20 protein-coding genes and 1 pseudogene are annotated in these 24,294 nt (G+C 68.4%); 4 read left to right on the top strand and 17 right to left on the bottom strand.

Annotated elements, in window-relative coordinates; genetic code table 11:
* Window positions 1-89 precede the first annotated feature (89 nt).
* From FAZ98_RS08055 to FAZ98_RS08120, 14 genes and pseudogenes are all read right to left on the bottom strand, one after another.
* Window positions 90-851 carry a DUF2968 domain-containing protein gene (locus FAZ98_RS08055; protein ID WP_158950454.1) on the bottom strand — a complete coding sequence of 254 codons (762 nt, stop codon included), beginning with the start codon at window positions 849-851 and terminating at the stop codon, window positions 90-92.
* A gap of 46 nt (window positions 852-897) precedes the next feature.
* Window positions 898-2,292 (bottom strand): sigma 54-interacting transcriptional regulator, encoded by a 1,395-nt coding sequence (locus tag FAZ98_RS08060; RefSeq protein WP_158950456.1) that lies wholly within the window; start codon window positions 2,290-2,292, stop codon window positions 898-900.
* A 20-nt stretch (window positions 2,293-2,312) separates the two neighbouring features.
* Entirely contained in the window at window positions 2,313-4,214 is a 1,902-nt protein-coding gene (locus tag FAZ98_RS08065) for a TadG family pilus assembly protein (protein WP_158950458.1), read from the bottom strand.
* A 1-nt stretch (window position 4,215) separates the two neighbouring features.
* On the bottom strand, window positions 4,216-4,665 hold the full coding sequence (locus FAZ98_RS35340; RefSeq protein WP_199272251.1) for a DUF3613 domain-containing protein: 450 nt from the start codon (window positions 4,663-4,665) through the stop codon (window positions 4,216-4,218).
* Between the two features lie 117 nt (window positions 4,666-4,782).
* Window positions 4,783-5,682, bottom strand: a complete 900-nt coding sequence (locus tag FAZ98_RS08075) for a tetratricopeptide repeat protein (protein WP_199272252.1) — start codon at window positions 5,680-5,682, stop codon at window positions 4,783-4,785.
* 2 nt (window positions 5,683-5,684) lie between these two features.
* A complete protein-coding gene (locus FAZ98_RS08080; RefSeq protein ID WP_158950460.1) occupies window positions 5,685-6,716 on the bottom strand; it encodes a type II secretion system F family protein in 1,032 nt (343 codons plus the stop codon).
* A pseudogene (locus tag FAZ98_RS08085) lies at window positions 6,713-7,799 on the bottom strand (type II secretion system F family protein). The gene FAZ98_RS08080 and the pseudogene FAZ98_RS08085 overlap by 4 nt, the downstream one beginning before the upstream one ends.
* The gene (locus tag FAZ98_RS08090; RefSeq protein WP_158950464.1) at window positions 7,792-9,147 is read right to left on the bottom strand and encodes a CpaF family protein; all 1,356 of its coding nucleotides are present in this window, start codon (window positions 9,145-9,147) and stop codon (window positions 7,792-7,794) included. Before FAZ98_RS08090 ends, FAZ98_RS08085 begins: the two are co-directional and overlap by 8 nt.
* A 3-nt stretch (window positions 9,148-9,150) precedes the next feature.
* Window positions 9,151-10,434 carry a P-loop NTPase family protein gene (locus FAZ98_RS08095; RefSeq protein WP_407672000.1) on the bottom strand — a complete coding sequence of 428 codons (1,284 nt, stop codon included), beginning with the start codon at window positions 10,432-10,434 and terminating at the stop codon, window positions 9,151-9,153.
* A 69-nt stretch (window positions 10,435-10,503) separates the two neighbouring features.
* Window positions 10,504-11,886, bottom strand: a complete 1,383-nt coding sequence (locus tag FAZ98_RS08100) for a type II and III secretion system protein family protein (protein WP_158951914.1) — start codon at window positions 11,884-11,886, stop codon at window positions 10,504-10,506.
* 178 nt (window positions 11,887-12,064) lie between these two features.
* Window positions 12,065-13,012 (bottom strand): Flp pilus assembly protein CpaB, encoded by a 948-nt coding sequence (gene cpaB, locus FAZ98_RS08105; protein ID WP_158950466.1) that lies wholly within the window; start codon window positions 13,010-13,012, stop codon window positions 12,065-12,067.
* Window positions 13,013-13,082: 70 nt separating this feature from the next.
* Window positions 13,083-13,604 carry a TadE family protein gene (locus FAZ98_RS08110; RefSeq protein WP_158950468.1) on the bottom strand — a complete coding sequence of 174 codons (522 nt, stop codon included), beginning with the start codon at window positions 13,602-13,604 and terminating at the stop codon, window positions 13,083-13,085.
* The gene (locus tag FAZ98_RS08115) at window positions 13,601-14,110 is read right to left on the bottom strand and encodes an A24 family peptidase (RefSeq protein ID WP_158950470.1); all 510 of its coding nucleotides are present in this window, start codon (window positions 14,108-14,110) and stop codon (window positions 13,601-13,603) included. The genes FAZ98_RS08110 and FAZ98_RS08115 overlap by 4 nt, the downstream gene beginning before the upstream one ends.
* 105 nt (window positions 14,111-14,215) lie before the next feature.
* Window positions 14,216-14,419 (bottom strand): Flp family type IVb pilin, encoded by a 204-nt coding sequence (locus FAZ98_RS08120; RefSeq protein ID WP_158951915.1) that lies wholly within the window; start codon window positions 14,417-14,419, stop codon window positions 14,216-14,218.
* 710 nt (window positions 14,420-15,129) lie between these two features.
* On the opposite strand from FAZ98_RS08120, the gene FAZ98_RS08125 reads away from it, so the two are divergent.
* The 4 genes from FAZ98_RS08125 to FAZ98_RS08140 all read left to right on the top strand — a co-directional run bounded on the left by FAZ98_RS08125 (window position 15,130) and on the right by FAZ98_RS08140 (window position 20,854).
* Window positions 15,130-16,701 (top strand): collagen-like triple helix repeat-containing protein, encoded by a 1,572-nt coding sequence (locus tag FAZ98_RS08125; protein ID WP_158950473.1) that lies wholly within the window; start codon window positions 15,130-15,132, stop codon window positions 16,699-16,701.
* 65 nt (window positions 16,702-16,766) lie between these two features.
* Window positions 16,767-18,269, top strand: coding sequence for a collagen-like triple helix repeat-containing protein (locus FAZ98_RS08130; RefSeq protein WP_158950475.1), 1,503 nt, complete (start codon window positions 16,767-16,769; stop codon window positions 18,267-18,269).
* A 263-nt stretch (window positions 18,270-18,532) separates the two neighbouring features.
* Complete coding sequence (locus tag FAZ98_RS08135) at window positions 18,533-20,236, top strand: ShlB/FhaC/HecB family hemolysin secretion/activation protein (RefSeq protein ID WP_158950477.1); 1,704 nt, start codon at window positions 18,533-18,535, stop codon at window positions 20,234-20,236.
* A 153-nt stretch (window positions 20,237-20,389) separates the two neighbouring features.
* A complete protein-coding gene (locus tag FAZ98_RS08140) occupies window positions 20,390-20,854 on the top strand; it encodes a DUF2147 domain-containing protein (RefSeq protein ID WP_158950479.1) in 465 nt (154 codons plus the stop codon).
* Between the two features lie 110 nt (window positions 20,855-20,964).
* Here FAZ98_RS08140 and FAZ98_RS08145 read toward each other — a convergent pair whose 3' ends face one another.
* The 3 genes from FAZ98_RS08145 to lpdA all read right to left on the bottom strand — a co-directional run bounded on the left by FAZ98_RS08145 (window position 20,965) and on the right by lpdA (window position 24,260).
* Window positions 20,965-21,417 (bottom strand): transposase, encoded by a 453-nt coding sequence (locus FAZ98_RS08145; protein WP_158950481.1) that lies wholly within the window; start codon window positions 21,415-21,417, stop codon window positions 20,965-20,967.
* Window positions 21,418-21,594: 177 nt separating this feature from the next.
* Window positions 21,595-22,692: a cell division protein ZapE gene (zapE, locus tag FAZ98_RS08150; RefSeq protein WP_158950483.1), complete on the bottom strand. Its 1,098-nt coding sequence runs from the start codon at window positions 22,690-22,692 to the stop codon at window positions 21,595-21,597.
* 137 nt (window positions 22,693-22,829) lie between these two features.
* Window positions 22,830-24,260, bottom strand: coding sequence for a dihydrolipoyl dehydrogenase (lpdA, locus tag FAZ98_RS08155; protein ID WP_158950485.1), 1,431 nt, complete (start codon window positions 24,258-24,260; stop codon window positions 22,830-22,832).
* Between the last annotated feature and the right edge of the window lie 34 nt (window positions 24,261-24,294).

Below are 24,294 nucleotides of genomic sequence, written 5' to 3' on the forward strand. Positions count from 1 at the left end.
TCGGCATGAAAAAAGGCGGAACGTCTCGCGACGTTCCGCCTTGGCTATTTTCGACGCGCGCCGCGTAGCGGCAGCGATCGCGGCACCGGTCAACGGGTCGGCAAGCCGCCTTCCACCTGGCGTTGCAGTTCCGTGACCTGACGCTGCATGTCGCGCAACTGGTTCTGCGCCGCGGTCTTCTCGGCTTGCAGCGCGTTGGCCTGATCGCTCGTCTGCTTCTGCTGATTCGCGACGACGGCCTGCTGCTGACGCGCCACGGCGAGGTCGGCCTGGAGACGGTCCGCATGCTCCTGCGTCAGCTCGATCAGGTGCTGCGTGTACGCCTTCTGCGCCTCGAGACGCGTGCGGCGAATCTCGACCTCGGCCAGTTGACCGGTCTTGGCCGCGAAGTCGCGGTAGATCGCCTCGGCACGGGTTTCGTCGACGGTCTTGATCACACGCCAGAACGTCTTGTTCTGGAACAGCGCGACGTAATACGTCATTTCCTTGCCATAGAACAGCAAGCTCGCGCCGTACGTACCGTTGTAGGTCGTGCGCAGCTCGTTCAGCTCGGAACCGCGAATCATGCGCTGCAGTTCCGCGACGTTGCCGGCCGCGTTCTGCTTCGCTTCGTCGGGCGTGAGCGCGCTCGCGCCGGCGTTCGCCTGGCTCGCCGGCAACGGCTGTGCCGCCGCGCCAGGCGCATCCTGTACGGCGGGGGCTCCGGTCGATTGCGCCGCGCCGGCATTGGCCGTGCTCGCTGCCGCGGGCTTCATGTTGGCCGGCAGAGGCTGCGCGCAACCCGTACCCATCCCCCCGATCACCATCAGACACGCCAGGGCGGTCCGACGAACTCTCCACTTATCGCTCATGAGTATCTGGCTAGAACCGTTCTATTTTTACAAATCGGCACAATTATTACTCACTTTCGCGCGTTTCGGGCTCTTCATCAAAAATTTGGTATTTGCGTATCTTTTCCCACAACACTTTGCGGCTGATGCCCAGAAATTGCGCGGTGTCCTTGCGCCGCCAGCCATTTTGGTCCAGCGCGGCAAGCAGCCGGCTGCGCTCGGCCATGTCCCATTTGCTGCGATCCACCACGGGCTGCAGCGCGCTATCCGCCGGCGCGCTCGCCTGCGCGCCCAGCGCGCCCGCCAAGAGACGCCGCAGGCGCGTCGCGTCCCACGTGCCGGTCTGGCGCACCGTCACGCCGATACGCTCCGCGAGATTGCGCAGTTCGCGCACGTTGCCGGGAAAGCGCATAGCCGCGACCGAATCGGCGAGCCAGTATGGCAGTTCCGGCAGCCCGTCGAGCCGCTCCGCGCCCACCACGGTCGCAATGAACGCCTTGAAGAGCGCGATCTTGTCGATGGCGCCGCGCTCCTCCAGCGAGGGCACGATCAACTCGATCACGGCGAGCCGGTAATAGAGGTCGGCGCGAAAGCTGCCCTCCTTCACGAGGTTCGGCAGTTGCCGGTTGGTCGCGGCCACGAGCCGGAAGTCGACCTTCATCGGCGTGGCGGAGCCGATCCGCGTGACCGTGCCGTCTTCCAGTACGCGCAGCAGCTTGACCTGCTGATAGAGCGGCAGATCGCCGATTTCGTCGAGAAACAGCGTGCCGCCGTCGGCCTGCTCGAAGTAGCCTTTGTGCGCGAGCGCGGCGCCCGTGAACGACCCCTTCGCGTGGCCGAAAAAAAGCGACTCGAACAGGCCGTCGGGGATCGCGCCGCAGTTCACGGCCACGAACGGGCCGCCGCCATAGCGGCTGTGCTTGCGGTGCAGGAGCTCGGCGATGCGCTCCTTGCCCGTGCCGGTTTCGCCGTGCACGAGCACGCTCGTGTCGCAGTCGGCGAACGTTTCGATCTCGCGCATGAGCGCGCGCATCGGCTCGGATTCGGCCACCAGCGCGTCGGCGCCCGCCGTCTGCGCCGAGTGCGCGCGCAACTGGAGCACGAGCTTCGAGACCAGCCCGCGTAGTTCCGCGCAGGTGAAATCGAGCGGCAGGATGTACGAATATTCGGCGGGATACATGGCCGGATCGTTGTCGCGCGGCGCGGCGCCCACCCAGATCACGGGCATGCCGTGGGTGGCCTGCCAGTCGCGCAGCACGAGCGCGCTGGTGTCGATGGCGCTCACGCTCACCACGGCGATCGACGCGCGCGCGGCGAGGCGTTGCGGATTGACGGGCGTGTCGTCGGCGCGGATCACTTCGACATCGAGGCTCGCCATGCAGCGCGCGACTCGCTCGACGATATCGGCTTTGCCTTCCCAGACGTAGAGGTCGAGTTCCTCGATGGGGGTAGTGGTTCGCATCGTGTGACTTTCGGTTATTGCTATTGAACGAGTTGCGAGACGCCGCAGGTAAGCGGGAACGCGCTGACATTGGCGACACCGACCTGAACGCCGAGCAGTTGCAGCAGCGGGCCGAGGAGTGCCTGGTCGAGCACGTTGAGCGTGTTGGCGGTAAGCGTGGTGGTGACGAGCTTGAGCAGGCTGCTCACGAGCTGGTCCACGGTGGGCGCGAGCCCGAGCAGGTTGAGCAGCGAACCCAGCCCGAGCGCGTTCAGCCCGAGCGAATTCAGCAGCCCGCTCACGAGCGTGTTCTGGCCGAGCGGCACGTTCTGCCCGAGCAGGCTCACTTGCAGCGTGCCGTTGCCGAGCTGGCTCACGACCGAGGAAAGCGCGTTCGCGAGCGCGCCGCCGACCTGGTTGGTATTGGCGGAGTTGCCCGCGAGCGGCGTGCCGTTGCCGTCGAAGGTCAGTTGGGTCGTCGTCGGGCTCACGAGCGGCACGGACAGCGAGCCGTTGATCGACAGCAGGCTGCCGCCCTGCGCCGTATTCGGGTTCGGCAGCAGTTTCACCAGCGCCGCGGTCGAGCCGCTGCACTGGCCTTGCTTGAGCGTGCCCGGCGTCGTGCCCGGCGTGCCCACGCAGAGATTGGCGATACCCGGCTGGACGCTGATCGCCATGCGGCTGTCCTCGCGCGTGGGCGCGCACTGCGCCGCGTCGAGACCGGCCGTTGCCTGCGCGACTTCCACGTAGAGCGGCAGTTGCACGTCGCCCAAGAGGCCCACGAGCGACTGGCTGCCGAGATCGAGCGCGAGTTGCACGACGATCTGCGCGTTGTGCGCCTCGGTGCGCCATGGCGGCGGGTTGGGCGGATTCGGCCCGGCCTCGCCCACCGCGATCGTCGGCGGCGCGAGCACGTTCACGCCGAGCGAGACGCCCGCCGAGAGCACGCTGCTCAGCGCCGGCACCTGCGACAGATTGAGCTGCACGCTCACGGGCGGCTTGCCCGTCTGCGCGATTTCGGCCGCGACAATCAGCATCTGCAGCGCGTTGACGGTCGCATTGGCCGCCGACTGCGCGTTCGCGAGCCCGAGCGAGAGCAGCGCGGGCGCGCCCGTCTGGCTCGCGAGATTGATCGTCGTGTTCTGCGCGGCCGCGCTCGCGACCAGATTGAGGCCGTTGAGCGCGGTCTGCACGTTGGCGGTCAACAGACCGTCCTTCTGCACGGCTTGCGCGATCAGGTTCGCGAGCTGGCCCACGGTGACCTGCGTGTTGAGCAAGCCGTCGACGGTGCCCGCGTCGGTGGCCACGGCGGCCAGATCGGCGACCTTGATGTTGGCGTTGGCGATGCCGTTCCACGACACCAGATCGAGATTGACCGCCGTGCCGCCGAGCAGCGAGCCGAGCATGCCGTTGAGCAGATTCGCCTGCACGAGCGTGGTCGCGAGCGAGAACGCGCCCACCACGGTCGCCTGCGCCGTCGCGCTCACGCTGATCTCGCGCGCCGGTCCGACGAAGAAGTACGGCACCGTGTTCGTGACCGTCACGGCCACGCCGTTCCAGGGCGTCGAGCCGTTGGGCGTGAAGCTCATCGTGGGCGGCGTGGTCGCTTGCTGGCCGGTTTGATCCCAGCGCCCGCACACCACCGTGAGCGAACTCGTACCCGCCTGCGCGACGAAACCGTTGGTCGCCGCGTTGGCCGTGGCCGTGGCCGTAGGTTGCGCGCAACTGTCGTCCATTTGCTGCGCGCCCGCGAGCGCCGCGAAATCGGCGACGTTTTGCAGCGAGCGCCGCGCGCTGTAGAGATTCGCGAGATCGAGCACGCCCAGCGCCGCAACCGCGAAAGCGATCGCGAGCGTCGCCATCACGGCGATCGAACCGCGCGCGCGGCGACGCGCAGCGGCGCGGCGCAAGCGCGAGAGCGTGGCGCGTGAGCGAGCGCGCATCTCAGTACGCGCCGCCCGCGGGCGCGCCGGGGCTCATGCCGGGCGCGCCGCCCGGCGCACCGCCCGAGCCGCTCGCGCCGCCCGAACTGCTCGACTGCACCGAAGAGCCGAAGCTCGCGGGAATCGCCGTCTTGAACGAATCGAGATAACGGTCGTAGGCGTAGCCGGCTTCCGCGCCGAGCGTGGGCAGCGCGGGCGCCGCCTCGCGATTGCTGGCCTGCAGCGCGAGCCACGCATGCGTCGAATGGCCGACTTCGCTCGCGGTCATGGCGGCCTCCTGTGGCGAAGCGGGCGCGGCGTCTTGCTGCGCGTGCGCCGCGCCGGCGAACAAGGCGGCGAGAAAGGCGGCAAGCACGGCGGCCCGCGGCGCATGGCGGCGCGGACTGCGCGAGCGGCCCAGCGGTTGCGCGGCGCGCGTGGGGCGCGCGGCGGTAAAAATCGGCGGTTTCATGACGTTCCCCTTTTCTTTTCGATGTCGATGTCGTGTCGTGTCGTGTCGATGGCGTTCGATGATGGCCCGGCGGCTTGCGACGCAGCGCGACGGCAGCGCGGCCGGCCGCGCGCGCCGCTATTGCATCAGCCGCCCGACGAGGCGCCCTTGCCCCTCGCCGCCCCACGCGCCCGGTGCATTCGCGTTCGCGCCAGCCGCATCGGCCAACGCATGCGGCGCGGGCAGCAACGCGGCGGCGGACTTCGGCACGGGCACCGGGGCATCGGACACTTCGCGCGTGCGCTGCGCCTGCTCGACCTTGCGCGCATCGCGCGCGATGGCCGCGCGCGCTTCGGGCGGCAGATTCTGTTGCGCCATCAGGTTGCGCGCGCCGTCGGCGTTGCCGCTCGCGACGAGATACAGCGCGACGTTGGCCGCGATGCGCGGATTGTGCGCATCGAGTTCGATCGCCTTGAGGAGCGGCACGCGCGCACCGGCCACGTCGCCGTCACGCAGGAGCGCGTAGCCGAGGTCCGAGAGCGTCGCGGCGTCCGTGGGCGCGAGCGCCGAAGCCGCGGCGAGTTCCTGCGCCGCCTTGTGGAAGTCGCCCGCGCCGCCCGCCAGCAAGCCGAGCCCGCGATGGCCGCGCCCTTCGAGCGGCGTGCCGATCAGCTGCGCGTAGGCCGCCGCGCTCGCGACGCTCTGGCCAGTGGAGCGCAACGCGTCGGCGCGCAGCAGGATCGACTGCGGGCTCGTGCCGTACTGATGCTCGTAGGCGTCGATATGCGCGAGCGAGGCGTAATAGAGCCCTTCGCCCTGCATGCGCTCGATCAAGCCGAGATACATGCCGGGCGTGTCGGGCGCGGGGTCCTGCACGGCGGCGCGCATCTGCTGTTCGGCTTCCGCCTGCGGGCCGACGCCGTAGCCGGTTTTCGTCGCGCAGGCGCCGAGCGCCAGCAGCGCAAGGCAGGCGGCCGCGAGCAACGCCGTTCTGGCGAGCCGGCGCGCGTGCGGCGCGAGCGTGTGTCGTGTGCGCATCTTCATGGCCGATGGTGGAGCGAATGGATCGAGGAAAGCGAATGCATCACGGCGACGGCGCCGGGACCGGCCGTGGCGATCAGCAACGCGGGCAGCAGCGTGAGCACCATCACGCCGGTCATCTTCACGGTCACGCGGCCAATGCGCTCGCGCAGCGTCGCGCGCCGCAACTCGCGCAGCCGGTCGCCGAATTGCCGTAGCGGCTCCTGCACGGCGCCGCCGTGCCGGTCGACCTGCACCAGCAGGCGGATCACGGCGCGCAGGTCCTCGTTTTCGTAGATGGTCGCCATGCGCTGCAGCGACTGCTCGCGCGTGCGTCCCGTCACGAACTGGCGCTGCGCGATTTCGAGCTCGCTGCCGAGCACCGGCAGCACGTTGCGGAATTCGTTGAGCAGCACCTGCACGCTTTGATCGAGCGACAAACCCACGCCTTGCAGCAGCCGCAGCAGATCGACGAGCATCGGCAGTTCGTCGGCGACCGCTTCGAGCCGCGCGGCCGCGCGCCGGCGCAGCACGAACTTGGGCACGAGGAAGCCGGCCACGAGTCCCGCGCACGCCCACACGAACGGATGCGCGCTCGCCCGCGTGCCCGCGATCCACGCCACCACGGCGGCCAGCACGCACGCGAGCACGAGCCGCGCGACGAGGAACAGACTGCGCGAACGCGCGTCGGTGTAACCGCACTGGTCGAGCAGGCGCCGGTCTTCCTCCGCCACGGCCATCTTGCCGAACGACGTGTCGAGCCAGCGCGTGCCGAGGCGCGCGAGACCGTCGAACGCGCCGGGCGCGCGCGCCTGGCCGGCCGGCGCGGCCATGGAGGCCGCGGACGGCCCCGAGGCCGCCGCCGAAGCCATCGCCGTTCGCATGGCCGCCGCGCGCGCTTCGCTCGCCGCCGCCTGCACCGCCAGCGCGCCTTCGAGCGTGCGCGCACTGCGCCGCTGCGCCGCGACCCGCAGGCACGCGAGCGCCGCGAACAGCGCGCAGCCGAGCGCGCCGAGCAGCAACGCGAGTGCGCCGAGTTGCGCGGGGTTCATAGCACGCTCCGCAAACGGGTGAGCCGATACAGCAGGAACGCGCCCGTCGCCTGCAATACGAGCGCGAGCCAGACGAGCTTGCGGCCCGTGACGTCGTTCCACATCGACGCGAAATAATCGGGATTCGTCACGATCAGAAAGCCGCCGATCAGAAACGGCAGCAAGGCGAGCACCCACGCCGAGAGCCGCGTTTCCGCCGACATTGCCGTGAGTTCGCGCTGCGCCTGTTCGAGATCGCGCATGAAGGTGGCCATGCGTTCGAGCATCACGTCGGCGCGGCCGCCGTAACGCACCGAAAGCCGCAGCACGGCGCCCACGAGTTCGAGCTCGCGCGCGCGATAGACGAGCGACACCTGATGCAGCGCGCGGTCGATCTCCACGCCCGTGCGCAGCATGTGCGAGACGTGATCGAGACATTCGCGCAGCGGCGCCTCGGTCGTGAGCAGCGCGGCCTGGAACGCGGCCGGCACGCTGTTGCCGAGCACGATGAGCCGCACGATGCCGTCGAGAAACGAAGGCAGTTGCGCGACGAGCTTCGCGCGACGTCGTTGCGCGCGCAACGACAAGAGGAAGGCGGCCGCGCACAGCAGCGTCGCGAGCACGACGAACACCGCGAGCACGCCGCCGAGCCGCCATGCCCACAGCGACGCGGCGCAGGCGAGCATGCCGACGATCAGCGCGGGCTTGCGCAAGTCGTCGATGCCGGTGCGGCTCATGGTGTGCTGCATGACGAGCGTGAGACGCGCGCGCAGCCGGCTCGGCGGCGCGGCCAGCCGGGGGTGCGGCCGAAGCCGCGGCCGATGTCGTCCCCGCCGACGCTGCCGAAGGCGCCGCGGACGCGCCGCGCGTGGGCGAAGGCATCGGTGCCGCGCCCGCGCGCAGCGCGCCCGCCGCCGCCAGCGCAACCTGCGGCTGACCCGGCATCGCGGCCGCCGCCGCACCGCCCAGCCGCTGATCCACCACTTTCGCCACCCGCGAGCGCGCGGCGCGCACCTGCGCCCGCCGCCACAGCACGAGGCCGCCCGCGGCCAGCAGCATGGCAAGCGCGGCCAGCCACAGCGCGGGCGCGCCGACGCTAGACATTGAAGCCTCCGTCACGCCCGCCGCCGCCGAAGCCGAAGTTCGTCGACGTGTTCATCGAGGCGGCCAGCGCCTGCCGGAAGCGCGCGAGCTTGGGCGAATGCGGATGAATGCCGAGCGACTCCCAGCGGTCGAGTTCTTCGCCCTCGGGCGTCATTACCGGCTCGTAGCGGTACAGCTCCTGCGTCGCGATGATGTTGTCCGAGAGACCCGTGACCTCGGTCACCGACATGATGCGGCGGCGCCCGTTCGAGAGCCGGCCGATCTGCACGATGAAGTCGATGGCATTGGCGATCTGGCGGCGCAAGCTGTTCTCGGTGCCCTGAAACCCCGCGAAGCCCGCGAGCATTTCGAGGCGATACAGGCATTCGCGCGGCGAACTCGCGTGCACCGTGGCCATCGAGCCGTCGTGGCCCGTGTTCATCGCCTGCAGCATTTCGAGCACTTCGCCGCCGCGCACTTCGCCGACGATGATGCGGTCGGGCCGCATCCGCAGCGTGTTGCGCAGGAGGTCGCGAATCGACACCACGCCCGTGCCGTCGAAGCCGCCCGGCCGGCTTTCGAGGCGCACCACGTGCGGGTGGTTGAGCGAGAGTTCGGCGGTATCTTCGATCGTCACCACGCGCTCGACTTCGGGAATGTGGAACGCGAGCGCGTTGAGCAGCGAGGTCTTGCCCGAACTCGTGCCGCCCGACACCAGGATATTGCAGCGCGACTGCACCGCCGCTTCGAACAGCGCGCCGATCTCCGCGCCGAAGGTGCCGTTGCCGAGCAGGTCGTCGGGGCGCAGCGGGTCCTTGCGGAACTTGCGGATCGACACGATCGGGCCCGCGAGCGACAGCGGCTCGATCACCACGTTGATGCGCCCACCGTCGGGCAGGCGCGCATCGACCATCGGATTCGATTCGTCGAGACGCCGGCCGATGGGCGCGAGAATGCGCCGCACGATGCGCAGCAAATGACCGTTGTCGGAAAAGCGCACGGGAATGCGCGCGAGGATGCCGTGACGCGACACGTACACGTCGCTGAAGCCGTTGATGAGGATGTCCTCGACGGCCGGGTCCGAAAGCAGGTCCTCGATCGGCCCGAAGCCCGCGAGTTCTTTCGTGAGCGCTTCGGCAATCGCGCGCACTTCGCTCTCGTTGATCGGGATGTGGCGCAGCCGCACGAAGCTGTCCATTTCCAGATCGACGAACTGGTTGATCGCCTGACGCGACCAGCGGCCGAATTCGGCGCCCAGTTCCTCGATGCGCGTGAGCAGATGTTCGTGCGCCGCGTTCTTGATGTCCTGGAATTGCTGGCTATGCGCGAACAGCGGCGCGTCGTCGGCAAACTCGATGTTATCCGCCATGGTCTACGAACGCTTCGATGAAGGTGGGAAAAAACGCTTGAGCGCGTCGAGCGGCTTGGGCCCTTTGTGAACGCGCGCGGCCGCGTGCTCGCCGTCGAGCTGCGCGGCCAGCGCCTCGAGCGCGCGCACGTACGGGTCGCGCGGCGCGGTGTCGATCAGCAGTTCGGCGCGGTTCGCGGCCTGGCACAGCGCGAGGCGCCGCGCGGGCAGCACCGCCGCCAGCTCGAGTTCGAGACGCCCGGCGATCTGCGCGGGCGCGGGGTCGAGCCCGGCTTCGTGCTGGTTGAGCACGAGCCGGATGTTGGCGGTCTCCACGCCGCCATCGCGCAGCGCGTCGAGCTGACGCGCCGCCGCGACGATGGACGCCACGTTCTGGTCGCAGACGAGCCACACACGGTCGGCGGACTGCGCGATTTGCGCGACGAACTCGGCGTTCGAAAAGCCGCCGAGATCGACGATCTGCTGATCGAAAAACGCCCGCAGCCGCGCGAGCAGCGCGACCGCGGCCTGATACGAGACTTCGCGCAGCGCGCCGAGATCGGCGGGCAAGGTCGTGAGCGCGAGACCGCTCGCGTGGCGCGCGAGCGCCGTGTGCACGAAGGTCTGATCGAAGCGGCGCAGATTGCGCACCGCATCGACGAAACCGAAGCCTTCCTGCGCGTTGAGCATGAGCGCGCCGTCGCCCGCGGGCAGACCGAGATCGAGTAGCGCCGTGTGGCGGTTGTGCGCCGCGCCGCCGCGCGCGAGCAGCGCGCCCAGATGCACGGCGAGCGTCGTCACGCCCACGCCGGCGCGCGCGCCCACGAGCGCCGTGAGACGACCGTGACGGCTCACCGGTTCGATACGGTTGTCGAGCACCTGGCGCACGATGCGCAGCGCCTCGCCGGCGTCGCCCGCCACGTCGATGAAATCGCGCACGCCCGCGCGCAACGCCGCGAGCGCGCTTTCGGGCTCGGCGAGCGTGCCCACGGCGATCACCTGCAGGCCCGCGAAGCTCGCATGCGCGGCGGCCGCCACGGCGCTCGCGCCCGCCGCGTGGCCGTGCGAAAAGTCGACCAGCAGCAGCGAGGGCATCTGCTGCGCGATGTTCGCGGCAATGCGCTGCGCGACGAGCGGCGCTTCGAGACCGACCGTCTCGACCCGGCCCGCCGCCGCGAGCGCGCGCGCGAGCCAGCGCGCGTTGGCCTCGCTCGCCGAAGCGAACACGAACGAATCGGCGGCGCCTGCCGCCGCGCGCTCACCGGACATGACCGTCGATGGCGGCGCGCTGTGCGTTCTCGCGTTCATCCTGCTTCTCCTTCTGCTGCACTAACTTGCCTGCGCGCTCGCCCGGCCCACCGGCCTGCTTGCGCGCGCTCACTGCGAAAACCCCGGCACCGCGTCGTGCGACGCCGCACCGCCCAGAAACGACCGCCACACCGGCGCATTGCGCTGCTCGGCCTGCTCGCCGGGCGTGCTGGGCAGCCTGGCGTCCTTCGCGAGCGGCGAAACGAGATGCGGCGTGACGATGATCACGAGTTCCTTGTCGTTCTGCTGATACGAGAGCTGCTTGAAGAACGCGCCGATCACGGGCAGATCGCCGAGCAGCGGCACCTTGTTGACGTTCGACGCCGTCTCGCGGTCGATCAGGCCGCCGATCACGAAACTCTCGCCATCGCCGAGTTCGACGGTCGTCTCGGCGCGGCGCGTGGTGATCGCGGGCACCGACACGCCGCTGATCGTCACCGCGTTGGTGAAGTCGAGCTGGCTCGCCTCGGGCGCGACCTTGAGCGCGATGCGCTGCGGCGAGAGCACGGTCGGCGTGAGCGACAGGCCAATACCGTAAGGCTTGTATTCGATCGACGTGGTGCCGAGGCCTTCGGGCACCGGCACGGGAATCTCGCCGCCCGCGAGGAAGCTCGCGCTCTGCCCCGACAACGCGACCAGCGTGGGTTCGGCGAGCACGCGCGCGAGATTGTTGGTCTCCATCAGGCTCAGGTCGGCGAACAAACCGTGCGACACCGAAGAGAACACGAGATTGAACGCCGACGAAATCGGCGTGATGCCGTTGAGCGCCGTCGAGGCATTGGTGTTGTTGGCGCCCGAGGCCAGCGAGGTGGGCCCGAACGAGCCGAACGAAAAACCGTTGTTCTGGCGGAAGAAGTTGAAGCCGACCTGCTTGAGCACCGAGCGGCTGAATTCGACCACGCGCACGTCGACCTGCACGACGGAGCGCGTCGCGATCGTCGAGGTATCGAGCACATTGGCGCTCTTGCCGCCGGTGCCGCCTTTGCCGTTCTTGCCGACGGAACCGCGCGCCGCCGCCACGGCGCGCTGGTGGCTTTCCATCGTCGGCGCGCTGCCCGTGATAAGCGCCGTGTCGCCGAGCACCTTGACGCCGGGCGTGTCGCCGTCGAGCAAGGCGCGCGCGGCGGGCGTCGTCACGTTGACGGTGAGCGTGCGCGGCTCGCCGCCGCCCGCCCACAGCATCACGTTGGTCGTGCCCGCGCCCTTGCCCACGAGCAGCAGGCCGCCGCGCCGGTCGCCGCGCACCACGAGCACGTCGGCCACGGCCGGGTCGCCCACGGCGACGCGCGTGAGCGTGCCGGGCACCGCGAGCGTGCGCTGCTCGCCCACGGCGATGTCGATGCTCGACGGCAAGGCCGCCGCCTCCGGATTCCCCGCTTGCGTCTGCTGCGTCACCGGCGGCGCGGCCCACGCGAGTGCGACGGCGCCGCTGCCCGGCACGCCCACGCACATCGCCACGGCGACGGTGATGGCAACAATCCTCGTTTTGGTCATGTGGTTTTGCATGCTTGCTGTTGTTGTCGTTGCCGATTGATCGAACCGCTTCCCGCGCGGCTGCGATTCGCCTGCGTTTGCGTCTGCGTTTGCGTTTGCAGCAGCGCCTGCGTGGTCGCGCCGCCGCATCGCGCGCTCACCAGGCCACGCGTTCGGCTTGTCCGCCCCGTATCACTTCCAGACCGCCCCGCGACGCCTGCAGCGTCGATCCCGGCGCGCGCGACGGCGCGACGCTCGCCGCATGCGGCGCGGTGCCGCCCGCCAGTTGATCGAGCGCGATGCCCGCCGCCGCGTGCGTGGAGGTGGAGGCTTGCGCGCCGTCGCGCGCCACCACCTTGAGTACGCCCGGCTGCGGCCCGAATGCGGCGGGGTCGAGCGTGTCGGGGTCGGTGGGATTGCGCAGCGCGAACAGCAGCTGGCCCTGGCTTTGCGCGAGCGCGAGCGTATCGACATCGGCGAGCGGCACGGCGATCACAGCCGTGCGCGGCGCCGCTGCCTGCGCGCCGAACGTGCTGGTGCGCGGCGCGCCCACTTTCGCGGCATCGTCAGGATTCCCGAATACCAGCACGCGCGCCTTCGAGATCAAAAGCCGCGTTTGCGTGCGCCCGATCTCGCCGCTTTGCGCCGTGCCATCGCGGTGCAGCGTGAAGAACACGTCGACGACGTTGCCCGCGCGCAACTGATTGCCCACGGCGTTGGTTTCGTCGACCCGCACGGCCACCGCGCGCTCGCCCGGCGCGAGGCTCGCGGCGAGGCTCGAAGTGAGTTGCGTGTCGAGCACGGGTGTGTCGGCGGCGACGTCCGTGAGCGGCACGCGGCCGGCGACCATGGCCGAGTCGCTGTACGAACCCGCCGGATGAATCGGCAGGGGCTTCACGTGCAGCGCGTCGGCGGGAATGGGCTGGCCGGCCGCGAGCGTGCGCGTTGCGACGACGACGGGCGTGAGCGCCTGGGTCTCGCCCGCCACGGGTTGCGCGACCACGGCCGCGGGCGGCTCGCGGCGCGCGAGCATCAACGCGAACAGCCCGAGCAGCAACGCCCCGGCGATCAGGAGTCCTGCAAACACTTTGGTCAGATTGGCCATGAGCAGTCGCCGCTGGAATGCGCCATCGAGACGATGGCAAAAAACGACACGAAGGAGCCGACGATGCGCGTCACAACAGGTTCTCCGGATCGATCTGGACCGTGGCCTGCCCCGTCAACGACGGCGGAATCGCAATGTCGAGCAGAGGCAAGGTGGGAACGAGCGGCTTGTTGGCGTACGCGTAACTCAGCGTGATCTGGATGCAGTCCATGCTCGCATTGTTGGTGCAGCCCGCGGGCGCCATGTTCACGGCCGGCGTGCAGCTCGTGGGACCGCCGGTGGCGCTGCCCGCGCCCGGCAGCCAGCTCACCACGGCAAGCGCACGCAGGCACGCCTGCGAGGCGCGGTCGTTGAGCGCGGCGAGCGGGTCGGTGTTGCTGCGATACGCGAGCGCGGCGCGCGCGCCCTCGCCCGCCGCGGCCGTCAGGCTCTGCTGCACGAGAAACACCATGCTGTACGTGACGATCGCATAGAGAATCAGGAAGAACACGGGGAACACGAGCGCGAATTCAATGGCCGCATTGCCGCGTTGCCGGCGTCTGCGCAGGTACGTTCGCGGAAGCGCTCGCGAGCGGGTTGCGTGGCGGCTCATCGCACACCTCCGGCAACGAGCTGCAACACCAGCCACGCCAGCGCGGGCGCCGTGAGACAGGTGGCGAACGGCGTGCCGCGTCGCGCGCCCACGGCGATCACGCGCGCGCGCCGGCCATCGCTGGAAGTATGCGCACGCCGTGCACGCGTGGCGATCAACAAGGCCAGCACGTGCACGAGCGCCGCGACGCTCGCCACGAGCCACAGCGCGATGAGCGCTTCCTTGCCGCACCATGCGCCGAGCACGGCGAATACCTTTACGTCGGCGGCGCCCATGACACGCAGCAAATAAAACGGCAGGAGCGCGACGAAGCCCAGCGCGGCCGCAACCAGCGCCGCGCCGAGATCGATATGCAAAGGGCCGGCGCGAGCGCACGCCGCGGCGAGCGCCGCAACGAAGCCTGCCAGCACGAGCGCGTTGGGCACACGGCGCGAGCGGACGTCGCACACGGCAACGGCCGCCGCCCATGCGCCGAACGCGAGGCAACCAAGGACGTAGAGAGTCATCGCAGTCAGACGCGAGCGATCACGCCGCGTAGCCCGCTTGCGCGGCCTACAGCGGCAGTGAATCGCCTGGTAGTCCCAGGTAACGAATTGGCGGATGGCGGATGTTCAGGTACTGCCGCCCGTGCCCGTCGTCTTGGGAAGCGCCGTGGAAAGCGTGCTGGATATGTCCGAGAACACGGACGTAAGTTGAGTGCCCAACGTCAGCACCGTTGAGCCGATAGCGAGTGCGATGACCCCCGCGATGAGCCCGTATTCGAGTGCGGTGACGCCGTCTTCCGACTTCACGAAGTGATGGAACAGCTTGTTCATTTTTCGGCCCTCTCTCTCTTTATTTCGCATTAACGCTGATTTACGCCGGCGCTCTTCATGCGTCCATGCTGCACGCATGAGCGCTAACGTATCCGGTCCATCCGCGCGGGGCTGCCATGACAGCCCGCCTACGAACTGGTCGAATCGCATGCGATCCCCTCGCGATGCATACGTCCGACTCATCTGTGTGGTCGATAGCGTACCAAACTTCTTACGCAATCGCCGCATCTGTACTCGCATTATCGACATCCTGCTCCCGCCGTTTATTCGGGAAAACCATAGTTTGTTTAGTAACACTCGCGCTATTTTCGATTTCCCTTTCCGCATCGATTCATTCCGCATGCAAGTGCAAGTGAGTTGCAGTCATTCGTCGTCAATACGTAGTGAATGGAGTGACTTTTTCAGAGTGAGTTTGCCGAGTGAATTTCGCGGATGAGTGACGAATGCGTCGTTACGCAGGGCTGCGTAACGTCACGCAGGGCGCGTTACGTGACGTCACGCACTCGCGCTCGTGACGTCCCATCGCGCGAACCTCGAATCGATGCGAAGCCCTTCCGCCTCAAACACACGCCAGCACGCGCTCGGCGTATCGCATTGGCATAGTTTGGCCGCGTCTTCGGACCTCTCGTTTCGAATTGGCACACCTGTTGCAGTTATGAGTGCGCAGGTCATCAAAACATACACAACAGAGCATACGAGACGAGGGCATCATGAAACACGCGCAATTCAAGGACGTCACACGACTCACGCTGATCGCGGCCAGCGTCGCCACCGCATTGGCACTGAGCGCCTGCGGGGGCTCAGGATCGCTGAGCAGCGGTACGGGCAGCGGCGGCGCGCTGCAAACGAGCGGCGGCACCACGGGCTCCGGCAGCGGCACCTCGGGCGACACGGGCACGGGCACCAGCGGCAGCACGACCACGGGCAGCGACGGCTCCGGCAACGGCGGCACCACCACCACCGGTTCGACCGGCACGGGTACCGGAACGGGCACCGGCACGGGAACGGGTACGGGTACGGGCACCGGCACGGGTACTGGCCCCGTTGTCGCGGCGAACGCCGTGGGTCAGGTCGCGAACAGCGCGGGTACCGTCGTCGGCGATACCGGCTCAACGGTTTCCGGCATCGGCAGCGTGATTGCTTCGCAGTCCGTACCGGGCGTGAGCGCGCAAACCACGCAAGCCGCAGGCGGCATCGTGCAAAACGTCGGCGCCGCGGTTTCGACGCTCGGCAGCGGCGTGTCGCAAGGCCTTGGCCAACTCGGCTCGAGCAGCGACCCCGTGGGCACCACGCTTTCCAGCACGGGCGGCGTCGTGAGCGACGCGGGCAAGGCGGTGACCAGCACCGGCGCGCTTGTGACGAGTCTCGGCACCGGCTCGCTCTCGCCGCTCGCCCCGCTTACCACGCCGCTCGGCGCGGCGGTCGGCACGGTCGGCGGCGCGGTCACCAACGCGGGTAACTCGCTCACCACGGCACTCAGCACGGGGCCGGTTCAGCAAGTCACGCAGCAGCTCAGCACGGCCATCACGCCGATCACCTCCACGCTCGCGTCCACCACGCAAACCATCGGCAACACGACCGGCATCGGCGCGCCCGTCGCGGGCCTGCTCCAGACGCTCGGCGGCGGCCTGCAGAAAGGCGGCGCGCTCGTCTCGCAAAGCGGCGGCAGCAACCCCGTCACCGCCGGCGTGGGCAACCTCGTCTCCGACACCGGCACGACCGTCGCCACCGCGGGCAACCTGCTCACGGGCGGCACGGCCAGCGGCACCAATCCGCTCGCACCGCTCACGGGCGTGCTGGGCAGCCTCACTGGCGCCGCGGGCGGCACCACGGGCTCCAGCGGCACGGGCACGACCGGCACGGCTGGCGTCGGCCTCGGCGCGGTGCTCGGCCTGACGGCGGGCGCCGGCACGACCAGCGGCACGAGCCCGCTCGCCCCGGTCACCACGGCGCTGAACTCGGTGACCAGCTCCCTCACCTCGGCAACGGGCGGCAGCACCGGCCCGCTCGCCCCCGTCACCGGCCTCGTCTCGAGCGTGGTCGGCGGCGCCACCAATGCCGTGGGCAGCGTGACGGGCCTCGGCGCCTCGGTTGGCGCGGGCGCCACCGTCACGGCCAGCAAGACTTCGACGCCCGCCGCGACCCCTTCGACCGCCGGCACGGCGACGCCGGGCCTCGCGCTCGCCTCGTCGAGCGGCGGCACGAGCGGCGGCGGCGCGACGGGCCCGCTCGCGGGCGTCACCTCGCTCGTCGGCGGCCTGCTCGGCGGCCTCAAGAAGTGATCCCGCAGTGATTATCCAGTGACCACCCAGTGACCCTTCCGATCGACATTTTGGGAGCCATCACCATGAATACCCCCTCCAGCGCATCTTGCGCGCAAGTCCCCGCGCGCTCCGGCGCACTCGTACGCGGCCTGCGCCTCACGGCGCTCGCAGCCGCCGTCGCCTGCACGCTCGCCGCCTGCGGCGGTAGCGGCTACACCCCGCCGTCCGCCTCCACGGGCGGCGGCACCGGCACGAGCGGCTCGACCACCGGCACCGGCACGGGCACGGGCGGCGGCACCGGCACGACGACCACGGGCGACACCGGCGGCAACGGCAGCACCGGCACCACCACCACCGGCACCACGGGCGTCGTCAGCAGCGTGGCGAAGACGGCCAGCGACCTGGGCACCGCGATCGGCTCGACCTCGGTGCCGGGCGTCGACGGCACGGTCACGCAAGGGCTCGGCAGCACGGTCACGAGCACGGGCGGCGTGGTCAACGCGCTCTCGAACGCCGTGGCGAGCGGCCTCGGCCAGACCGGCACGACCGCGAATCCCGTCGGTACCACGGTGGCCGGCCTCGGCAGCGTCGTGAGCGCGACGAGCGGCGTGGTGGGCGGACTCTCGACCACGGTCGGCGGTCTCGGCGCCGGCCAGCTTTCGGCGCTCGCGCCCGTCACCACCCCCGTGGCCTCCCTGCTGAACCAGACCGCGCAAGCCGTCGACGCCGGCGGCCAGGCGCTCGGCACCGCCCTCGCCTCGGCGCCGGTGCAGCAGGTCACGCAGCCCTTGAGCAGCGCGATCACGCCGATCGTCACCACGGCCGGTCTCGTCACGCAGCAAGTGGGCACCGCGACGGGCCTCGGCACGCCCGTCTCGGGTCTGCTCTCGCAGGTGGGCGGCGCGCTGTCGTCGGCCGGCGCGCAGGTCGCCTCGGCGACCAGCGGCTCGGCCAGCAGCGGCACGGGCAGCGCGCTCGGCGGCCTCACCTCGCTGTTGCCGGTCTCCCTGCCGGGCACCACCGGTCTCGGCGGCGCGACCACGGCCCTCGCCCCGCTGGGCACCGATGTCGGCACGCTCGTGAGCTCGCTCGGCAACACCGTCACCAACGCGGGCGGCCTCGTCAATCCGAACGGCCCCAACGGCGCCGCGCCGATACCCGGCCTGATCACGAGCCTCGTCGGCAGCAACAACGTCTCGGTGGCGAACGGGCCGCCCACGGGCTCGACCAATCCGCTCGCGCCGCTCACGTCGACGCTCTCCAGCCTCGGCCTGGGCGGCCTGACGGGCGCCGCGGGCGGCACCACGGGTTCGTCCGGCGGCGCGCTCAACGGCGTGCCCGTGATCGGCGTGCTGCTGTCGGGCGCCGTCACGATCGGCGGCGCCGCACCGGCCGCCACCACCGCGTCGAACGGCGCGACCACCACCACGGCGTCCGCCACGCCGCTCACCAGCAGCGCCGCGGGCGGCCTGCTGCAACCCGTCACGGGACTCGTCAGCTCGGTCACGGGCGCGCTGGGCGGCAGCGCGCAATCGGGCGGCACGACGAGTTCGGGAGGACTGCTGAGCGGCCTGTTGCACAAGTAACCTTCGCGCGGCAGCGCTTGCGCACAGGCGGTACCGGCAGGAGCAGCGAGAGCAGTGAGAGGCAAAGCCCACGACGCGCATCGCGACGACACGATTCGTCGCCCGCGCGGGGCACCACGGTAGAGAATTCGCAGTACCAGGCAAGTGAAACGACGGGCAATCAGGGAGCCCACAGACCGCCGAAAAGGCGGCACGAGAGGTGGTCGCGCCGGCGCGTGAGAGGGCGCCGGCGCGCATCGCCCAATCAGTCCGAGGGTAGTCCCATGAAACGCGGATACGCAGGTTGGGTCGCGCTCGCTGCGACGGGGTTGGTTGCGGGCGCTGGGTTGACGGGGGTGGCTTGCGCGCAGAGCCGGCCGGCATCGAGCGGGAATCCGCTGGACGCCCTGCCGCAGATCAATGCGCCGCAAAAAGCGCCGAGCGTCAGTGTTCAGGTGCAGCAACAGGCGCCGCAGCTGCAACAACTGCTGGCCACGCATATCACGCCATCGACGTTCAAGGTGGAAGGCGTGAAGTCCATTCCATTCGACGATGTCGCCAGGCGCTTCGCCCCGCTCGCGCATCGCGACATCACCATCGGCGAGCTGATCGAAACGGCGAACGGCGTGACGAAGCTGTATCAGGAACGCGGCTACGCGCTCTCGTTCGCGTTCGTGCCCGCGCAGGATTTCGCCGATGGCGTCGTGCGCATCACGGTGGTGGAAGGCTACGTGTCGAACGTGAAGATCACGGGCAAGCCGGGCGCGCTCGAGGACAAGATCCGCGCGGTTGCCGCCCATATCGTCGCGGACCGGCCGCTGCGCACGGCCACGTTCCAGCGCTACATCAACGTGCTGGGCCTGCTGCCGGGCCTGAAGGTTTCGGCGAACGTGCCGCCGCCCACCAGCACCGACGGCGCGACCACGCTCGAACTCGACGCGCAGCACAAGGCTTACGACGTGAGCACGGGCATCGACTTCAATCATCCGGGCGTGCAGGGTCTGCTCACGCTCACCGAGAACGGCCTCACGCCGTTCGGCGAGCAGTTGAGCTTTTCGGCGCTGTTGCCGAAGGGTCGCGACAACGTCACGTATCTCGCGGCGCACGCGGCCGTGCCGATCGCGAGCGACGGTCTCGTCGCGAAGGTCGATGCGACGCACTACCGCGGCAATCCCGTCGATAACCCGGGACTGCCCTCCTACGTCGGGCGCACCGTCATCAGCGACAAGATCACGGGCGCGCTGTCGTATCCGCTGCTGCTGAACAACACGCGCAGCGTGGTGGGCACGGTGAGCGCGTATGCGGCGCACGACGAGGACCACTACCACAACAACCTCAACGGGCTCGAGTATGGCGAGACATCACAGGTGCGCGTCCTGCAGTTACAGGCCGATTACGCCGAAGTCAAGCCGGGACAGGTGCGCAAAGCCAGCGTCGCGGTGGCGAAGGCCTTCAACATCCTCGGCGCGTCGAAAGGTGCGGACACGAATATTGCGGGGCTGACGCTGACTAACCCCGTCTCGCTGAATTTCGTGCGCACCAACGCGTCGTTCTCGCAGACCAACGACTGGCCGTTCGGCTTCGGCACGGCGATCGCGATGACGGGCCAGTTCAGCCCCAACTCGCTGCCCACCTCGGAGCAGATCGCGTTCGGCGCGCAGCGTTTCGCGAACGGCTATCAGCCGGGCGAGGCGTCGGGCGACTCGGGCTGGGGCGCTTCGCTCGAACTCAATCACCCGTTCGCGATCGGCCGTGCGTGGCTGCAAACGCTCACGCCGTACGTCTCGTTCGACATGGCGCGCGTGTATCTGCATGCAGGCACGCCCGCGCCTTCGCGGCTGTCTTCGGCGTCCATCGGCTTTCGTATCACGGACGGCAAGTACTACAGCCTCGATCTGTCGGTTGCCAAAGCCCTCGCCGACGCGCCCGTCGAAAGCCCCTCGCGCAGCCCGCGCGTGAACGCGACGTTCTCGTATCAGCTCAATTGACATGCCCGGATACCCTCGCCCGCGCGCGCCTGACTAGAGTCCCTTCTCCCAAACGCGCGCGGTGCTTTCCAGTATCCTGCCCTGACCATGCGACACGCCAGGCGTGCCGCGCGGTCTGCATCGCCATCACAAACAACATCAGTGGAGGACGACATGAACGGTTTCTTGAGCCGGGCGGCACGCCATGCCGCGCTCGCGAGCGCGCTGCTCGCCGGCGCGGTCGCGGCGCACGCACAAACGGATTCGCCCGTGGGCGTATGGCAAACGGTCGACGACCACACGGGCCAGCCCAAGGCGCTCGTGAAGATCACCGACGACGGCAGCGGCAGCCTGGACGGCAAGGTCATCAAGGGTCTGGGCGCGAACGACCAGCCCGACCGGCGCTGCTCGGCCTGCACCGACGCGCGCAAGGATCAACTGATCCTTGGCATGACGATCATCGACGGCATGAAGAAGTCGGGCGAAGGCTGGGACGACGGCCACATTCTCGACCCCGAAAACGGCAAGGTGTACCGCTGCAAGATGCGGCTCGAAGACGGCGGCCAGAAGCTCGAGGTGCGCGGCTACCTGGGCATTTCGCTGCTTGGGCGTTCGCAGACCTGGGTGCGCCAGCAATGAGCGTGACCGCTCGACGTATTCGATAAAAATCGAAGCTCAAACGCCACCGGCCGAAGCGGATTTCGTTCGCTTCGGCCGGTGGCGTTTGAGTGAGTCGAGTTCCGGCGGTCTTACGCCGTATGGCGAAACACCGGATAGTTGAACGGCTGCGCCGCCGAAGGCGTGGCCGGTTGCGGCGCGAACGGCGAATTGCGCGGCACGCTGCGCGGCGCTTCCTGACGGCGCGCGGCCTTTTCCGCACGGCTCGCGTGCTTGCGCATGCGCGACTCGATGGTGTCGCACAGCGCGGCGCCCTCTTCCCCGAACAGTTCCGCCATGATGCGCTTGAGCACGCCGTTGTCGTGCCAGGTCTTGAAGCGGCGATGACAGGTCTGATACGAAGGGTAGCGGCGCGGCATGGCCGACCACGTGGCACCGCTATACATGACCCACAACACGCCGTTGAGCACCGAGCGCGTGTTGGCGAGCGGCCGGCCGCGCAGTTCGGAACGCGGCCGCAGTTCAGGCAGGAGCAGCATCACGCGCTGCCATTCTTCGTCGGTGATATCGCGATGCGGAGTCATGGGATATTCCTTTGTCAGAGGGGGGTCTGACAAACGATATCCCCTTGCTTTCGCCGTCCATATCAGACGAGTCCGAATCTTGAAAAAGCGCTTGCGACGCTATTTTTGCGATATTGCGTCGCGATATGAGCGATCGAACTTCGGCGCCCGAGCCCTGCTCGAGCCCCTTCTCCGCGCTCAGGTCAACGCCGTGTCGACGATCCGGCGCGGCGTTTCCAGATACTCCTTCGACTGCATTTCGACGATACGCGACACCGTGCGCGTGAACTCGTTCGCCATCGGCCCTTCCGTGTACAGCTGCTCCGGCGGCACCGCAGCCGACATCAGCAACTTGACCTTGTGGTCGTAGAACACGTCGATGAGCCACGTGAAGCGGCGCGCCTCCGACTGCATGCGCGGCGTCATCTGCGGCACCTCGGAAAGGATCACCGCGTGGAAGCGGCTCGCCAGTTCGAGATAGTCGTTTTGCGAGCGCGGACCGCCGCACAGTGTCGCAAAATCGAACCAGACGACGCCGTCGGCCTTGCGCAACGCCTTGAGCTCGCGCTTCTCGATATGCAGGATCGGGCTCTCGTCGGGCACAGCGGCGAGCTGCGCGAACGAGTGGCGCAGCTTGCGGTCGGCGTCGGCCCCCAGCGGCGTGTGATAGACCTCGACCTGCGCGAGCGTGCGCTGGCGATAATCGATGCCCGCGTCCACGTTCAGCACGTCGAGCTTGCTCTTGATGAGTTCGATCGCGGGCAGCATGCGGTCGCGATGCAAACCGTCGGGATACAGCAGGTCGGGATCGTAGTTCGACGTCATCACGAACTGCACGCCGTTCTTGAAGAGACCGTCGAGCAGGCGGTACAGGATCATCGCGTCGGCGATGTCGGAGACGTGGAACTCGTCGAAACAGATCAGGCGGTAACGCTTCGCGATGCGGCGCGCCAGCTCGTCGAGCGGATCGGCCTGCCCCTTCAGTTCTTCGAGTTCGCGGTGCACTTCGCGCATGAACTCGTGAAAGTGCAGGCGCGTCTTGCGCTGCACCGGCACGACCGCGTAGAAGCTGTCCATCAGGAAGCTCTTGCCGCGGCCCACGCCGCCCCACATGTACACGCCGCGCGGCAGCTCGGGCCGGTTGATGAGCTTCCAGAACGCGTTCGTACGGCGCGACTTGTATTCGACCCATTCGTCGTAGCACCGTTGCAGCCGCTCGATCGCGACGCGTTGCGCCGCGTCGGGCTTGTATCCGCGGTTCTGCAGTTCTTTTTCGTAGTATTCGGTGACGTTCATTTCGTGGGCCGCCAGGCGGTCGATGCGAGCGGAAAAAAGAAAGGCGGGTGGGATCGAACCCACCCGCCTCCCGGTGATGCCGGATCAAACGAGGCCGGGCGCGGACCATCGAGATCCGGCGCCCTGCCCGCGTGCGCTTACATATTCAGCGCGCGCTTGTCGACAGCGAGTGCGGCTTCGCGCATGACTTCGGAGAGCGACGGGTGCGGATGGCAGATGCGGCCGATGTCTTCGGCGGCCGCCTTGAACTCCATCGCCACCACGGCTTCCGCGATCAGGTCCGATGCGTTCGCCGAGATGATGTGCACGCCGAGCAGTTCGTCGGTCTTCGCGTCGGCGATCATCTTCACAAAGCCGTCGGCCTTGTTGATGCCGAGCGCGCGGCCGTTCGCCATGAACGGGAACTGGCCCGTCTTGATCTCGCGGCCTTCCGACTTGAGCTGCTGCTCCGTCTTGCCGACCCATGCGATTTCCGGTTCGGTGTAGATCACCCACGGAATGCAGTTGTAGTCGATGTGCGGCTTCTGACCGTCGATGATTTCGGCCACCAGCACGCCTTCGTCTTCGGCCTTGTGCGCGAGCATCGGGCCGCGCACCACGTCGCCGATCGCGTACACGTTCGGCACTGCCGTGGCGCAGTGGTCGTCGATGTCGATGAAGCCACGCTCGTTGGTCTTCAGACCGATTGCTTCGAGACCGAGGTTGTCGGTGTTCGGCACGCGGCCAACCGACACGATCAGGCGGTCGGCTTCGAGCACTTGCGCGTTGCCGTCCTTGTCCGTGTAGTTGATCGTGACGTTCTTGTCCGTGGCCTTCACTTCGCCGACCTTCACGCCGACGTGAATGTCGAGACCCTGCTTCTTGAAGAGCTTGGCGGCTTCCTTCGCGAGCGCCTGGTCAGCGGCGCCGAGGAATTCCGGCAGCGCTTCGAGCACGGTGACTTCAGCGCCCAGACGGCGCCACACCGAACCGAGTTCGAGACCGATCACGCCGGCGCCGATCACGGCCAGCTTCTTCGGCACGGTGTCGAACGAGAGCGCGCCTTCGTTGTCGGCGATGATCTTGTTGTCGACCGGCATGCCCGGCAGATGACGCGCCTTCGAGCCCGTCGCGATGATCACGTTCTTCGCCGTGACGACTTCGGTTTCGCCTTCGCCCGAGACTTCGATCTGCACGCCGGCTTCGTTCTTGCCGGTGAACTTGCCATGGCCCTTGAGCCACGTGATCTTGTTCTTGCGGAACAGGAACTCGATACCCTTCGTCATCTTCTCGACGATGCCTTCCTTGCGGGCGAGCATCTTCGTGACGTCGATCTTCACGTCGTTCACGCTGATGCCGTGGTCGGCCAGGTGATGCGACGCGTTTTCGAACTCTTCCGACGAGGCGAGCAGCGCCTTCGACGGAATGCAGCCCACGTTCAGGCAGGTGCCGCCGAGCTTGAGCGCGCCGGCCGGGTTCTTCCACTTTTCGATACAGGCAACCGACTTGCCGAGCTGGGCCGCGCGGATCGCCGCGATGTAGCCGCCGGGGCCGGCGCCGATCACGACGACGTCGAATTCTTTGGACATGACTATCCCTTTGATGGCTAAGCCACGCGGCCGC

This window comes from Paraburkholderia acidisoli (assembly GCF_009789675.1).
Classification (GTDB): domain Bacteria; phylum Pseudomonadota; class Gammaproteobacteria; order Burkholderiales; family Burkholderiaceae; genus Paraburkholderia; species Paraburkholderia acidisoli.